The 17,429-nt window shown below is 46.4% G+C and carries 4 protein-coding genes; 1 reads left to right on the top strand and 3 read right to left on the bottom strand.

What is annotated here, in order from left to right:
• Window positions 1-298: 298 nt before the first annotated feature.
• Window positions 299-1,618, bottom strand: a complete 1,320-nt coding sequence (locus tag AC1DPK_RS31810) for an anti-phage deoxyguanosine triphosphatase (protein WP_477512757.1) — start codon at window positions 1,616-1,618, stop codon at window positions 299-301.
• A 98-nt stretch (window positions 1,619-1,716) separates the two neighbouring features.
• Here AC1DPK_RS31810 and AC1DPK_RS31805 point away from each other — a divergent pair, with 98 nt between their 5' ends.
• Window positions 1,717-2,280 carry a guanylate kinase gene (locus AC1DPK_RS31805; RefSeq protein ID WP_477512756.1) on the top strand — a complete coding sequence of 188 codons (564 nt, stop codon included), beginning with the start codon at window positions 1,717-1,719 and terminating at the stop codon, window positions 2,278-2,280.
• Window positions 2,281-2,347: 67 nt separating this feature from the next.
• Here the strand turns inward: AC1DPK_RS31805 and AC1DPK_RS31800 are convergent, their stop codons facing one another.
• On the bottom strand, window positions 2,348-3,259 hold the full coding sequence (locus AC1DPK_RS31800; RefSeq protein WP_477512755.1) for a Rossmann-fold NAD(P)-binding domain-containing protein: 912 nt from the start codon (window positions 3,257-3,259) through the stop codon (window positions 2,348-2,350).
• 231 nt (window positions 3,260-3,490) lie between these two features.
• The gene (locus AC1DPK_RS31795; protein ID WP_477512754.1) at window positions 3,491-17,233 is read right to left on the bottom strand and encodes an S-layer homology domain-containing protein; all 13,743 of its coding nucleotides are present in this window, start codon (window positions 17,231-17,233) and stop codon (window positions 3,491-3,493) included.
• Between the last annotated feature and the right edge of the window lie 196 nt (window positions 17,234-17,429).

Here is a 17,429-nt window from a genome sequence, read left to right as displayed (position 1 = left end):
CTATTCTTTCGTTTGTCATGCTTGTTTTGCTTGCTGTCCGCGTGTGTCTCTCGGCCAGAAATAGAATATACCATGTACTCGTCTAGTAATGCAAGTGTTTTTTTGAAAATAGTTTATAAACTTTAAATATAGCGAGATTTATGTTCTATAGTCTTACTCTTCTTCTAATTAGGATGCTTCCATTATTCATACCACGCAAGCATCTTCCTTCATTAGAGGAAGGTGCTTGCGTGCAGCTGTTTCAGCCTAGCACTTAATAGATAAGAAAAAATTGAACGTCTGCTCATAACCATTCAAATTAAATATCAAACAACCTGCCTCCAGCAGCTTCATATAAACGAGAATACATTTTTAATGCATAGGTATCTGTCATTCCAGCAATGTAATCGCAAACCAATCTGGCATTCATCCGATCATCAGCTGCATGCCAGCTTAGCTTTTTATCTTCTGGAAGCAGGTTTGGATCATTGAACATCGCATCGAAGAGCTTTTCAATTATTTTACCGCCGCGCCATTCAAAGGTTTGAACCTTCTGTGAGAAGATCACATGCGTTTCGACCAGCTTCTTCAAATCCTCCAGCAGCTCCATAGCATCCTCAGTAATTACTGCCTTATAGCGCAACCGGCTGGAGGAGAATGCAGGCTGGGTCTCAACAACCGTAATCTCATGTATGAATCCAGAAACCAAATCAGCGAAAAAACGCTTCGTCTGTTTATGCCGTTCCCCGCTATTCTCCATAAAAACCCGTAAAGACTCTGCAATTCTAGYGGATGAAATATGCTTATGCTTATTTGCTACCACACATAGATCATCTATTTTGATCATATTAAGCTTGAAGGCATCTTCTAAATCATAGGTTGCGTAAGCAATATCGTCTGCGAGCTCAATAATAGAGCATTCAAACGTTTTATTTAAAGTCTTCTTATGTTTACCAGCCTGCAAGTCGGAAACTTGCATGAAATAAGCCTTCTCTTCAGGCGAAAAGCTCTCAATCACCCACTGAAATACATGCTCGTCCTCTTCAAAAACACTGCATTTAGGCGGTTTGCCCGTGATCTCGGGATTATTAACTTGCTTCATGCTGGCTGGGTATTTCAAAATGGACAATAAAACAGCTCTTGTTAAATCAAGGCCCGTTTCCATGTCCCCATCGCTAGTCGTATTCGTCAAAAGCCTGAACGTATGCGCATTCCCCTCAAAGTTTAGCTCGAATGCGCTCATGCATTTATTCAATGCACGCTCGCCTTGGTGCCCGAATGGCGGGTGCCCCAAATCATGAGCTAAAGCAGCTGCCTCAATAAGAGAAATATCTATTTTACTTTCCGTCTCTTTAAAAATATTGTTTTTTTCATTTAAGGTTGTGGCAATTCCTCTTGCAATTTGAGATACTTCAAGGGAATGTGTAAGCCGTGTTCGGTGAAAATCTCCTTCGCTGATCCCAATCACTTGCGTCTTGGACTGTAAGCGACGGAAAGCTGCTGAATGAATGATTCTGCCAAAATCACGTTCAAAGTCATCCCGAACTGAAATTCTTTGCTTCGCATTTTCTATATTAATATGCCTTTGAATATCCGTATCATTATAAAATGAATTTGAAGAATGTTTATAGAGAATCATAGGCTCGCTCCCAGCTCCTTGTCATTTAGAAACATTTTAACAATATATGGTCTTTATTAGAAGAGATCGCTGAACAATTCATAAAGGAGAGCTTTCGTTTGGGGAAAATATTCGCATTTTATGGCCCTTCCGCTTCAGGTAAATCCGAAATCCAGAAAGAGCTGACCCTTAGCGGCTTTCAAAAAATTATTACTTCAACAACCAGACTCCCGAGGCCGAATGAGTCAGACGGGATTCATTATATTTTTATGGAAACGAGCCAGTTTGAAAATCACATTCGTGCAGATGCCTTTATTGAATGGACACGATACAACGAGCATTATTACGGTACACTAAAATCCAGCATTGAAGAAGTATTCGATCAAAATAGGAATGCCCATATTGTAATGGACCTTGCTGGCGTACTCGCTTTAAAGAAGCGGTATGATCATGTGATTGCGATCTATGTAGGTGCGGATGTTGAATCCATTAAAAGAAGATTGGCAATAAGAGGCGGAATGCCTGAGGAAATCGCCAAAAGGGTGCAACGCGCGGAGGAAATTGAACTAAAGAGCGAGTATATGCAGCATGCTGATGTGGTCATATGGAACCATGATGACACCCGCTTTAATGATACAATGACGCAGGTTAAAGAGATCATAGCCGGTCATGGCTCATTTTGAGACCATCCAAAAAAAAATCAAAAGCTCAACTGCGCTTAGTATGCGTGGATGAGCTTTTTTGATAACTTTATTTAAGTAAATGCATAAGCAGCGCTTTTTGAACATGCATCCTGTTCTCAGCTTGCTGATAGATGATGGAACGCTCCGACTCCACTAAATCCTCCTCTATCTCGAAGCCCGGATGAATAGGCATGTCATGCATAAGATACGGCGAGTGTCCTGCAAGATTGCTTCTGTTCAACTGATAAGGCAGCATCTCCTCCATTCTTCGCTTCTTCTCATCTTGATAGTGGTCTTCATAAAAAAACTCCATATCAATCCAAGTGTCCGTATATACAAAATCAGATCTGGCTGCCGCACTAGGCAAATCAACAACCTTTTCAACAAATCCACTTTGAAAAGCTTTTTGCATAAGCTCCTCATCCGAAGATGGCTTATTAATGATCGGAGTAACTAATAAAAGCTTGATGCCAACCGCCATACAGCCTGCTACCAACGAATTGGCTACATTGTTATGAATTCCGACATACGTAAGCGTTATTCCCTCAAAATGACCAGCGACTTCATAGATTGTCATCAAGTCCGCAAGAGCCTGGCAAGGATGATATTTGTCGCAGCAGCCATTAATGACGGGAACCTTGGAGTACTTCGCTAATTCGAGCACATCGGAATGTTTCTTTAATCTCGCCATAATCACATCACAATTTCTTGATACATACTGCGCTTCATACTGGATAGGGGAAATGCTGAAGTTGCTGGAATCCCAATCCATAACGACTGAGTATCCGCCCATTTGGTTAATCCCGGATTGAAACGATAGATTCGTACGAGTAGAAGTTTTCTGAAAAAGCATAAGAAGACCTTTACGCTCTGCAGCATGGTAATAGCGTTCTGGGCTGTTCTTTATCTCGATTCCTTGCCTGATGATGGAGTGAATGGTGTCCGCGTCGTACTCTCTTAGTGATAATAAATGAGTCATGATTTCACCTCTAATGAATATTTATACGATATAATGTATTTATATTCAATTTAAGGTGAAGGATAGATTTTGTCAACTAAAGGAAAAACAGACTATTCTTCGAGTAGAATTAATTACGTTAGCGGCGAAACTAAATCATAAGAAAAACACCCTATCTAGCCATACATGATAAATGGCTTTGAAAGGGTGCTTTCTAGTAATTGCGATATTCTACATCATGGGTTGAATAAATTATTTCATCACTCTTGATACGATCTTGTAAACCAGATTTCCCAGCCTGTAGTAATCCTTGAATTCCGTAAGTACCTTCGTACAAGTCTGACCGATCATCGTCTTAAGAATAGCGACACCAATTTCAAAGCGATAAACATCCCATACCGCATCAAGAGCATCGAGGACGTTATATCCAGAAAGAGCTGTCATAATGACGGAGTCCTTATAGTCCACTCTCTCTGTGTTTCGCATTAGCTTAGTCGCCTCACCTATCCTTACTCTATCGCCCCGAAGAGTCGTCAATGTAACGATAATGGCAATTTCATTATTGCTGAGCAGCATGCGTTCCGCACTGGACAGATCATCGTAAAAAGCTTGCTGCTCACGTGTCGATATTTCCTTAATAATCAGATACGTTTCATCCAAGTTGTTGTTGTTAGCCATCCGTATGGCATCGCTAAGCTCTACGAGAGTGATCAGCCCAGAATCAAGCATCCCCTTGGCTATCTCCTTAAGCGACCAGTGACCCAGCTCAAGCAAATTGTAAGGAACCCATTGTACGTGGGCGTTTACCGCCAGCAACGCTCTAGTAAGCTCAGCAATTTCCTTGAATCCTCCGTCGTACAAGAACTTGGAAATATAATAAAGACTGTAGCCACTGCTGTGCAAAGCCTTCGAGAGGTCGGTGGAAGGTATGTCCAACTGCCTCAAAATAGAAATCGTGTCGTTATCCCAATTGAAGGTGTATTTTAAGTATTCACCGACAGCGTATCCGTTTTTATGCAGCCAATATAGTTTATTTTCGAGCGTCCGCTCTTTCATGTACCGAAGCGCCTCTTCTGCGTTATAACCATACTCCTTCAGAAGTGTAAAGATCGAATCTTCTCGCGCATCGTACCGATTCAGCGTGTTCAAAATTTCTCTACCGTCATAACCGCGATTTTTCATTTCCTTCGCAATATCGACCATAGAAACGCTCGATAAAGTCATCTTGACGGTTGTGAATACGCGATATGCATAGCTGGTACTGTTTACGTACCCATTCTGCCTCAGAACGTCAATGATGTCTCCCGCTTTTGAATACCCCAGCTTGACGAACAGCGCCGATTGCTCCTCGATTGTTGTTGCCGTCCCTCTGCCGGCCGTGAAGAACATATAGAAAGCACGGATAATGCTGGCTCGATCAAAACCAAGCGTCAATAACGTGTCGATCAAATATCCGGAACGATCAGGACCAAGCAGGTTTTGCCGTTCAAGCTCGGTAGCAATCCCGGCGGCGTCCGTTCCTTTCGACTTCATACGGGCGAGGTAAGCAATTAGCGGATTGCCGCCGAATACTTCACCTGCGGCCATCCGTACCTGATCCTGCGGAATTAAGGTTTCCGGAATAGTTTCCATTATCGTTGCTGCATCCATTTGAAATAACAGCTTCATAGCGAGTACGATATCCGCGACAGTGAATTTGGCTTTCATAAACCGCACAACATTGAGTGGCACAAATGCGGTGGTTGCCGGGAAAATATCTTCCAATACCCTTAGGTTTGTGTTGGTATAATAAACTCCCACTATAGCAAGTCCAATCACTTCCGCCGGATAATAGGGAGAAAGCAATTCAGTAACTGCTCCTGAGTCGAGTTTATAGTCAAACCTAAGATATTGGACAATTTCCTTAATCTCATAGCCGGCATCCCGCAAGAACACAACCGCTCCTTGTGGCGTCGCAACACCTTTCAGCTTAAGGACATCCTTGATAATGCTCACCGGAGCAAAAGCCTCTCCGTACACTTTATTAAGCGTTGATTGAATGGCTGCTTCTTGATAAACGGCAAGTCCCTGAAGAATCACAAGCGCCTCTTCTCTCGTCTTGCCATATTGCTCCTTACTCGCCTTAACGATGTCCTCCATGCGGTAGCCTGCATGCAAGAGCTGATCCGCCATAGCTTCAGCTGATGTTGCTCCACCTGCTTTGATTACTTCGATTAAAGCGCCGTTCACCGCTTGTCCGTACACTGCATTTACGCTGCTCAGAATGACGTTCAGCTCGAACAGCTCACTGCCAATTAGCAATGCTGCGGTTTCGCCGGCTGTCTTGCCGTAAAAGCCTTTAACCACGCGTACGATATCTATCATCGGAACGCCTGAATTCCACAAGTAAGAAATGGCCGCTGCTGCGTCCGTGATTCCCCCTTCTTCTAGATACTGCAGCGCCGTAGACTCTGATGACTGCCCATAAACGGCAGCTACCGTTACTTCAATAACCTTTTCGTTGTCCACTTGGAGAGCGGTTAGAACCGTTAACGTTTTGTCTGCTGCAAATCCAAAATAATCCTTAGCTGCGCCCACAATATCATGGAGCGTATAGCCCATGCCTCTCAGGAGCGGAACAGCCTCTTCCAGCGTATAGATTCTGCTCTTCTTAAGCAGGCTGGATAAGCTTTCCTCGATCGGTTTTCCGTAAACTTCAAATACAGTTGCTACTAGCTCATTAAATGAATATCCATTTGTTTCGGAGAGAATGGCTAGTGTCTCACCTGCTGTCATATGGTAATAATCCTTGGCAATTCGGATAATATCCCGCAAGCTGTAGCTGAGCTTAAGCTGTGGAATCGCATCCGCCAACTTTCCGATGCCCAGATCGATCATGGCCTGAATCGTAACCTGCTCTAACGCTAAACCGTAAACAGCAGAAACTTCCGCCAAAATCCGACTCTCCTCATCGACTGCACCATCCATTAAGGCTTGTACCACTTTAGAGGAATCGAGCTGGTAATAATCTTTTCCTACCTGAATCATATCCCGGAGGCTGAATCTCATCTTTGTCAGATAAGGTATTGCATCCTTTAATGTCACCAGGTGCTGAGCCTCTAAAGAATCAACAATGCTTGCGTTTTGTGAGCTGCCGTAAACATTCGATATAGCAGAAAGCACGACACTCTGGCGATACCGGCCAGTATCCAGCAGTGCTTGAAGAGCTGCACCCGATGAAATACCATAACCGTCCTTCGCCATCTTCACGATCGAAACTAAGCTGAATTGCGCCTTATAAGCAAGTTCAATTCCACTGGTAAAGGATTCTGATCCTTCTGCTGCCTGCCGCTGATACATCGTTAACTCAACGGATTGATCAAAAACCGAAGCTACTGCCTGGATGAGCACATTGCTTGACGACAAGTATACCGTTGACAAGCGAAGCGCGATCACCCCAGCCGATTGGCCAAAATGGTTTTTTCCAACGCTCACGATATCTTTCATCGGGAAGCCCGTGACGTACAGGTAATTAACCGCTTCACCAAAGGTCGTGATTCCTTGCTGCTCCAACGCGCCTGCAACTGTTTCATCAAGTCCTTGACCGTATAAGGAAGCGAGGCCAAGCAGAATATCGTCGATGTCGTTAGGATATTCTTTTGCAAGCAAGAATGAAGCTTCGCTGGAGGTAAGCTGATAATAATCTTTCAGGCTGCGAGCAACAACGGATAAGGAATAACCGCTCATTCTAAGAAATGCAATACCGTCCTTAGGCTCTTTGCTGGACGAAGCGTCAAGCAGACCAGCAATCGTCACTTGCTCTTGTCCGTACAAAGACTGCAGAATCGCTATGGTGGATTTCATATTACCCATTCTTCGAGTGTGGATGAGAAGTCCTTCCATTACTTCTTCTTTCGAATATCCACCCTTAATCAGTGCCGGCCCAACCTTGCCTGAGTCAAAATAAGACGGATACAGCGCACCCAGCGTATTGATGACAGAAATGGCCGTTGCGCCTTGCTCCTTCAGCACTTTGATCCAAATCGTCAGAGGGTCTCCGCCATAAGCAGAAGCGATGGCAGTACCTACTTCTTCTGACGAATAGCTGACAAGCAGAAGCGCAGACGCCTCTGAGAATGGCAAGCCGTATTCCGTTCTAAGCACTAATGCAATATCCCTTACCGAATATGGAGCAAGGCGTGTGATGACTTGCCCTATCGTTAGCGGTTCGGTCCGTTGGTTCAGATAGGCAGCAACCTCACTAGCGGCTATGCCTTGTTTGCTGAAAGCCCCAATCCATTCCGTCCAGCCCCGCGCTTCAAATGCCTGTGCAATTTCCGTAAATTTATACCCCGAGTCTTTTAGCGCTGCGGTCAAATACGGCAATCCTTTCGCACGTACTCCGCCAGTAGGGTAAAGATTAATTGTTCCTTCAATAATGTCATCCAGCGTATAGAAGCTAGAGAGGCTCATCGCCACTGTCGCTTCCTGTATTGACGTTCCCGGGAACAAATATTGCGAGTCCTTTACAACCGTTGATACACTGCAAGGACATTTAAAATAATCAAATGCAGTAGTCCTTTCAAGCTCTACCCATTGCTGCAGCGTCAAGCCTAACTGAGCTTTTAGAGCTTGACCTATGGCTAGCTTCTCCCAGCTTTTGATGCTTGTGAGCGAACGGGCCAAAGTAGTGGCATCCATGCTTACCGTTTCATCATTTGCAAAAGTCGTTCGAAGCGCATGTAATACATCTCCAGCCTCGAAGCGGTCATAGCTGCGGAAGATAACTTCCACCGCATCCTCCATTGTGAAGGACGAGCCTCCGCGAATGACGGCATTTCGAATTGTGCTTAATCCTCGCGCGGTAGACATACCCGACTGCCTCAGCAGCGTCAGAGCTTCCGAACGGCTGCTGGCCATTCGATTATTCAGAATATAAGCCGTAAGTTCCGCAGGTTCATAACCAGCGCGAATTAATGACAACAGCATCGTCTTTCTTTGGTCGCCCTTCACCCCCGGATACAGTACGCTGATGGTCGTAGCGATATCAGCCCCGAAGCTTTCTCGAAGCAATCCCGCCTTGCTTTCCATGTCATAACCATGATCCGTAAACCCTCTCATAGCCTCACTTAGTCCAGCCGCTTCGGAACCCCATGCGCCGAGTACGGCGCTAGCAATTTCACCGATCCCGTATGATCCGCTTTTCATAGCGCCAACAATAACGGTTGCACCATCGCCGGAGGCTTGAATACCTTTGGCGACCTGGGCAGCAGCAATACCTGCCGCCAGCATAGCTGAAGCTGTTTGTTGCTTATCGAAGGTGCTTTTTAAGATGACATAAGCTTGTCCTATCTCAATGCCTGCTCCCAAGTAAGTCAGAACAGCCTCGTTGACGTCGCTGAATGAATACAGGTCTCGCAGCGCAATTCCTATATTGTTAGCAGGATAACCAGCACTGCCAAGCAGTTTCGCATTATCTACGCTAGATGCGGCATAAGCCTCTTTAATGACAACTGCGGATTCTGCTGCCGTGAATTTCGCGGCAGCCAAAGCTTCGATGGTGCTCTCGTTCGTTAAGCCGTAAACGGATTGAACAGCATCCCTAATCTCGCTAATACTGTACTTGCCTAGCTTCAATGCCACAGCGGCGTTTCCGCCAGTTTCCGCATAGGTATAACGCAGAACATAGGCGGATGAAGCGGTTGTTACTCCGGCTAGCTTAAACGACGCCATTATATCTCGAGGCTGATAGCCAAGATTACGAAGCGGCAGTGCAATGTCTTCAGCTTCATAGCCAGCTGTGACAAAATCCGGTATCAGATTTACATAGTTGGAAATATAACCCGACGCGCTTAAAGCCTGAAACAACGTAGGCGCATCTGTATCTATTTCGTATAATAGGCGGATGAATGCACTCCAATCCAAACCATATTCTTTCTTGACCGCTTTTGCGTAGTTCGCTGGGGTAAATCCAGCTTGCCGTAGTAGTCTTAATGATTCTAACGCAGTCTTGCCATAATCAACCCGCAGTACATGCACAGGGTAAACGGCATCGTACTGGGTGGAATGGCTTTGCAGGAAACCATCCAGGGTAGCGACATTAGCTACCTGGAATTCTCCAAAAGTGGCCAAATACGTCTGATTGACTGCCTTGACCCGGTTGATTCCGCTATAAGCGACGGCTATCGTCGATGTCGAACTGATAACCGCCCCGCTGCTGCTCCAAGTCAACTCGATTTTCGTAGCATCGGAGGTCAGTCTTGTCATAACCCCGCTTTGCCATTGGTTGTTAATTTTCACAGAAAACGTTGACCCCGAATTAACAACAGCCAGCGGCTTATCAAAGGTCAGGGTAATGGCTTTTCCGTTTTCACTCGACACTGCATCGATCAGCTCGGGAGGTGTACTCACGTTGCTGATGATCATATCCCCTCCAAAGTCATGCCCGTCCTTGCTCAGACGAAGCTTAAACTCCTTGTTATATCCGATATATTCATTAATAAAGTAGGTTTGCCCAAAGTCCGGCGTTGAAACAGAGGTTGGGCGATACCAGACTGCGCTGCCATTGTGCATTTCGATATTCAAATTTTCTATCGGAGCACTAAGGAGCAGATTAAATCCATTTTCATTCACTCGAACAAACGTTGCAGAGATAACAATCGGCACATAAGCGGCATTTAATTTTTCCTGCCCAGCAAAGATATAGCCTTGCTTGCTAAAAGCTACGGTGTACGTTTGCCCTTCAACCACATTCGCTTTAATTAAAAACGACCCTGTCTCTGCACCCGCTGTCACTCCAGTGACTGTGACCTCTGTCCCATCTTTAGACAAGAGCTTCACATCTTCCGGCTGCAGATCTTTTGGACCCGCTCCAACGAAAGTGACCGTCAAGCCGTTTCTAGCAGCAGCTAAACTTTTCGGATATTCCGTCATCGGAACATAAACATCCAGCGGTCCTTCCACCACACGATCCGGTATTTGAGCAATCAGCTTATAATTCACACCTGCTGACAGCGGAGTAATGATGTTGTAGATTCGTCCTGCATCTGGCGCATCTGGGTTGTTCCCGTTCGGATTTACAAGCTGGAATCCAATTCCTCGACCCTGTTCATCAAGCAGTGTAAGCCATGTGCGATCCATATTACGGACTGCTTTGCTTAATTCCAATGTGAAACCGTTAGTTGTAATATGGCTTGCTGTCATACGGATCGGCACCTGCGCTTCCGGTATAGGCGCAGCTGGAACAAGAACCGGAAGTCCGCTGCTGAATGCGTAGCCGCTCTTCGTTAAAGTCAGACTGTAAGCCGCTCCCTCTTCGAGTGAGGCATGTACCGCATATTCGATACCAGCATTCTCGGCTGTAATAGAGGCGATGGCAATCGCAACACCTTGACTATTACGCAAGCTAAAGTCACTTGCACGCAAGCCCGGAACAGCCGAATCAAGCAGCACGTTAAACCCATCTTTACTGACACTTGATAGAGTTGGATTTACTGGTACCGGCACAAAAGCGTTCAGTACCGCTCCAAAATCATATCCTGCTGCTGTTATAATCAGTTTGYACGTTTTCCCGCCTTCAAGCGCTGCGGATAATGTGTACGTTCTTCCACCGTTATTTGTTGTTACTGCTTTTATAATTACCGATTTGCCCTCGGCATCCTTAAGTGCGAAGCTGCTCGCAGACAGTCCGCTTAGTCCCGGTGCAACAGAGACGACAAGTCCCGACTCGGCAGCGCCTTCCACCGTCACCGAAATCGCGCTTGGAAGCAAAGCCGACAACGCTTGTCCAAAATCATACCCGCTCTTGCTTAGCGCAAAAGAGTAAGTTTTGCCTCCTTTATAAGAGGCTTTAATCCGATAAGTTAGTCCGCCATCCTCCGTAATGACCGAAGCTGCAGTAAGCCGGTTGCCCTCCTCGTCCGTGATAGCCACATGGCTTACATCCAAATCCGGTACAGCTGGGCTAAGTCCAATGACAATTTCCGAAGCGCCTGAACTTAGCACTGCAGCATTTGCGATGATTGGAACGTCAACCACAACTCCGCTTCCGAAATCATACCCAGCTTTGGCAGCGGTGATTGTGTACTGCTCCGCTCCCCAAAACTCAGCTTCAATTAGGTAGCTATTACCCCCATCACTCGTGGTTGCGGAGGTAATTGCCTTTGTACCGCCCTCCACACGTTTAAGCTGGAAGTCACTTATTCGTAAATGAGGAACTGGCTGATCTAAATGCAATATAAAAGCTTGATTGTTCCCGCTAATCATCCCGCCAAAACGAACGCCTACAGAGAGAATGGAGAAAGCTAGCGGATCACCATAGTCGTAGCCCATTTTTGAGATGAACACCGAATAGACCTTATCAGGAACGATTGCGACGCCTAGCTCATACGAATAACCTCCGTCGTTTGACACGTTCGTGCGAATCGAAACGTTTACCCCGTTCTCATCCACTATATGAATATCCGAAGTATTTAACATCGTTTGTTCCTTAAAATGCAATGTGACTCTCGAAGCCGTTGCTTGCACGGCCGAAATGGATCTTGAGTTTAGTGTAATCTTGTCGAGCGTAGAGAACATGTAGCCCTCTTTTTCTACAGTAGCGGTATATGTGATTCCTCCTTTTAAAGGAACCGTAACCGTATAGCTGGCTCCGTCATCACTCGTCTGGATGGATTCAATAGCTACTGTATTTCCGTTATTGTCTTTAACCTTCACGTCTGCGGCTTGAAGATTCGGAATCGACGGGAAGAAATAGATGGTGAATCCCTGCTGCGACTGGCGTAACAGTATCGCATCGGCACGAACCTTCAGCCCAACGGTCAGCGGATTTCCAAAGTCATATCCCGGATAAGTGATGACCAAGCTATATGTCTCGGATACATTAAAATCGCCAATGAGAGAATAGGATGCGTCTCCTTCGTAATGAAGCGTAAATCCGATTGGCCGGCCTTTGCTGTCTGTCAGCTTAAAGTTGTCCCCAGTCAAATCTGAAATAAGCGGGTAGACATCAACATAAATCTTCGTTGCCGTCGTACCTCTCAATTGAAGTGAGCCTATTACGGGAATATCCACCGTGATCGGCGACGCTAGCGTAAATTCACTTCGGTTCAGCTCAAGTGAATATTTTGCACCAGTCGCAGCTCTGATCGCCACCAGATAAGTTAAACCCTGATCTTTTGTTGATAAAGAGTATTCCGTGTACGGAATTTGCTGACAGTCTGGTTTTCGCAAAATAATGTCGGCTGGCTTCAAATCAGCAACTTTTTCGCTAAAGCTTAGTTTGAAGCTATCCTTCTTCATCTCGGATACAGAAGCGGTAATGAGCTTGGTAAACACAAAGGATACTGGCTCGTAACGTTGATAAGTCAAATCCGGCTTTACCAGAACGGTATACGATTTACTAGGAATCAGCGCTGCTTCCAATACATAGCTGCTTCCGAAATCCATTGTGTTCGCCGAAGCTATGTTTATCGTTTCCCCTTGAGCTCCCCGAATGACGAAATTTTTCTTCCCAAGTCCGATAACTGGAATGTCAAAATGTACGGTAACACCCGAAGCAGAAAATCCGGCAACGGTTGCTTCGGAAGGCAAGGTAAAGGTTAGGTGGCTGAACGAATAACCATCCACCTCAATATCAAAGGCGTATGTTTGTCCGCGTGTCAAAGCAAACGTACCGCCAAAAGACATCTCAAAGTTCATTCCATCGGCAGACATGACTAGCGTTTTTGGGTGATAGCGTTTGCCCTGTTCATCTTTTACCGCAAGACCCTGTCCGTACTCTATTTGCCTTAGAGGAGTAGAGAAAGTAACCGCTACTGCCCCGTCTTTGGAGACGTCAGTAATAACCCCGGTGACCAATTGATTGACGTAAAACGTCGCCGGCCCGTCAAACTTCACGTAATCCTTGCGGAAGGCGATCGTATAGTCACGACCACTGATCAAATTTGCACTGACACGATAGGATAATCCTCCGTTGGTGGTGGTCAACGCCAGTCCACTAACCCCATGGCCCTGATTATCTATTAATTGAATATGAGCCGGCAATAATCCAGGAACTGCTTGTTCAAATGTCAGATCAAAGCCATTCATGGCTATTTTGCTAATGGTCGCTTTCCCCGCGTTGATTGTTTCTCCGGCTTCAAAGTCGATCCCCTGCGATGGAAGATGACCAGGAAGACTCAGGTTATAGCTGCCGCCAAGCAAGTCAGCCTTCAACCTGTAGGTAAGACCGCCATCCATTGTCACAGCGTCTTGTACCGTTACCCGCTCTCCTGTACTCTTGCGAGTCAGAAGAAACTGACCGGGCAATAACCCCGCAAAGGCATAGCTAAGCTTAACCCGAAGTCCCGAATCGACAATCTGATCCGCCGAAATGGTAGTAACGACCGGAACATGAATGTTATAAATCGTCTGATCCATTGTCGCACTGACCTTCAGTACGTAATCACCAGGAGTCAGATCAGCAGCAATCCGATAACTCCAACCGCCGTCGCTTGTCACTGCAGAGCGGAGTTTTATGCTGCTTCCGTCGGCCCGCCTGAGAACAAAGCCGTTGACCGTATCAATAGAAGCAGGAGGATTAAGAACAAAGGTGAATCCAGTATAGGAAATGTCAGTTATTGTGTTCTTCTCCGCGAGCGTAACCGATTTCGGTAAACCAAAGTCGAAGCCCTCACGTACAACGCTAATAAAATATGGTTTTCCTCTCAAACCGTTATAAGAGACAACATAAAATCTTTGCTGAGGGTCCCACACGACATTCGTTATGGCTACCGCATTCCCCAGCGCATCCATGACCTTGAAATCATTGGCGGTCAAACCCGCTATATTCGGGTTAAGCCCAACCATGACATTATTTGGACCAGCGCCTATATACCAAGGGTTGATGGTTGTCCGAACAACGTTTACACTATTCCCGAAGTCATAACCCTCACTGCTTATTTTTAGTGTTAAGGGTTGATACTGCATGGTCACCGAATTAACGAAATAACTGCTACCATTATTTAGGGTGGATATACTGTCTATTGCAATTTGATCACCGTTTGTATTCGCTAGGGAAAACGCAGCTGCTGTTAACCCTGGGACTGGTATGCTGAAGTGAACGATAATCCCTGCATTGGACGGATCAAACGCCGTTTGTTTCGATACGGCTATCTTCTCTGGAACGATAAGCGTACCGACCGTATAGCGGTCATCATCCACATCAATTCTATACCGATAGCTCCCAGCAGCCATTAAATCGGTCGATAGGATAGCCGAATGCCCATCCGCGTTCGTTTGGACAGAAGAGACAGCAAGCGATTTCCCATTTCCATCCTCTATTGTGATCAAGGCATTAGCCAAATCGACCGTGTCGTTTGGGAATTTCAACTGAAAGCCTTGACGATTGACCCACTCTACACTTGATAGAATTGGGGAAGGTTCTACCTTTAAGACAATTTCGCTGCCAAAAGCATAACCTTCTTTATTTAGCAATAAGGTATACGTCTCGCCTTTCGTTAGGGAGGAATACACTTCATACTCTTTGCCGATAGATACCGCGCTTAGCATATTAATGCCTATGTCCGCTCCAGCAGCATTCTTTAAAATAAAGCTTAGAGCATCGATAGCTGGGACGGTACGATCGAGCTCCAGCATGAAGCCGGATGTCGAGATGTGGCTAACGGCCGCATGGACAGAAATACTGCTGGGCGGGGTAACCGCAACGATAAGCGCCGCGCCAAAGCTGTATCCAGCTTTCTTAATCATTAGTGAGTATGTCTCGCCTTCGGCCATTTCCGCTTTGACAGCATAAGTTCTACCGTCATCATCAGTAGTAACCTCCGACACTCCAATCTCAGTGCCTAGATCATTTAAGGCTAATGACAAATGATCCTCTGTCAGCCCCGCGACAGGAGTATCCAGCTTCATTGTAAAGCCAGCTGTACTTACGTCGGATATTGAAGCGACCACTGATACAACCTCTGGATCAGTAATCGGCACGAATATCGATACCGCGCTGCCGAAATGGTACCCTTCCTTGGCAACCGTAAGCGAATACGTTTCACCCTCGGCAAGTGACGCTGATAAATCATAAGCGCTGCCGCCCATACCCTCCGTTACGGAACCTACTGCGATGCTTTCGCTGCCGTGTTTGAGTATAAACTCAGCTTGCGTCAATCCAACAACCGACGGACTCAGCAGCAATGAGAATCCCGCTTTGCTGATTCCATATACGGACGCTGCAACCGAAATGGCAGGCTGATCAGTTTTCGGAACTTGAAATAAAATCTCAGATCCAAACTGAAACCCAGCCTTAGCTATCGTCAGCTTATAAGACTCGCCCTCCGTGAGAGCGGCTGTAATAAAGTAAGAGCTGCCTCCGTTAAGCGTAGCCACTGATGCAATGGTAATGTTTCCGTTCGCAGCGTTTTTCAGTGTCAGATGTGTTGCGGCGAGCCCCGGTACTGGCGAGCTGAACGCGAGTCTGAATCCCGTCACTCCTGCTTGACCCGCAGTCGCGGTTACTGTTACATCAACCGGATCCGTTGGTCTTGGCGTTTCTGTTGGTTTGGGTGTATCGGTTGGTTTAGGTGTATTAGTTGGACCCGTTGGCCCGCCCGGCGAACCAGTTCCCCCGGATGCTCCACCTCCAATTAAACCACCTTTCTCGGTTACTTCTTTTTGAGCAGGCTCCTTCTCAAAAACAACTCCCAGAGCATCGACAATTGCTTTCTCAATCGTTCCTTTGCCTTTCACATTCGCTGGTCCATGCAGTTCCATGCTGCTAACGCTGGCGCCTTCCGCAAGTGAAATGGTTGCTGTCTTAACCTGCTCACTAACGGTTAATTTTTCTACAGATCCCGAAGCAATGGTTAACTGCACATCGCTCTTAACCTCGACTTGTTTAAACTTGCCGGACAAAATAACTTCGCCGGAAGAGGAGATCGTAATTCCCTCTATCCCGCTGCCTTCAGATATCGGAGATTCAATATTCGCCTCCGATTGCACATCCAGCTGTCTTATAATCGTTGTTCCACCGATGACAACCCTAACTCTTCCATCTGCTTTGTCGACGACGACAGCTGCTAGCTCTGAATCATCAATATGTACGCTGTGCTGTCCGCCGCCGTTTACAAACGTGCTGCCAAGCACTTTCACACCTTTAAGAAACACATCTCCTTCGCCGACTTCTTTCCCAATAGTGAGATTTCCCTTAATCGTCACATTGCGAAGAGTTGTGCCTGGAGCCTCAATGGTTAAGTCGCCAGCGACTTCAAAGTTCCCTTGCGCCTTGCCCCATGTGCCGCCTGTTTCAAGAACCTTTGCGTTAACGGTTATTCCATCTGCTGATCTAGTTGATTGCTTCAGCACTCTATCGAGCATCATGACGGCTTCCGCCCGTGTCATCGGCTGAACCGGCCGAAGCGTGCCGTCCGCAAGCCCGCTTATGTAGCCCGCTTCAACAATGGCTTCCAATGCATCGCGTCCGTATCTCGGAATGCTAGCCTCATCCTTAAACTCGCTGAGCAGGCTAGCCCCGACTTTTCCTATTACCGGCACAAGGCGCGAAAGCACAACAGCTGCTTCTACCCGGCTTAGCTTCTGCTCTGGCCGAAATGTTCCATTGCCATAACCTTCTATATACCCTGCTTCCGCGGCTGCTTGCACTTGCAATGCATACCAAGCGGTCGGAGCGACGTCCGTGAACTGCTTAGTCCCCGCTCCTTTGAACGCGAATAGCCGGTTGACCAGCGTTACGTATTCAATCCGGCTTAGAGCTTGATTTGGCCTGAAGGTTCCGTCCTGAAAACCCTCAATTAAACCTTGGCCTGCCCACTCCCTGACGGTCTTCTCCGCCCAGTGGCCCGCTAAATCTGAGAATGCGGCGGGCACTTTAGCCGGAATTGCAGATGCTGCGAAGGCTTGCCCGCTCGCATTGCCTATGCCGGGAGCTACAAGACCGACAACTACGCTAGTAATCATCATCCACTTGAGCAGCAGGCTCCTTAACATTCTAACTTTTTGTTTCCTCACAATGATTTCCCCTTCCATCTTCGCCAATTGGCTTAAGAGCTTACTCTGTATTTGATAGAGCCCAAGTTCGGCAACGTTAACAGCACTTAAGCTTAAGTCTAATAGGCTGCGATGAAAGAATAATAAAAGATTTTCGCGTAAAACGACAAAAACCGCGCAGCATCAAGGCTTCGCGGTTTTTGCAACCTGTTCAAAA

This window comes from Paenibacillus sp. 01T424, from assembly GCF_056398745.1.
The sequence above is the reverse complement of the archived record's forward strand: the minus strand, read 5'-3'. Positions and strand labels throughout refer to the sequence as shown.

What these genes read in the sequence shown, in the direction of transcription:
- AC1DPK_RS31800 (WP_477512755.1), bottom strand. Translation starts at nt 3,259, where the DNA reads ATGACTCATTTATTATCACTAAGAGAGTACGACGCGGACACCATTCAC.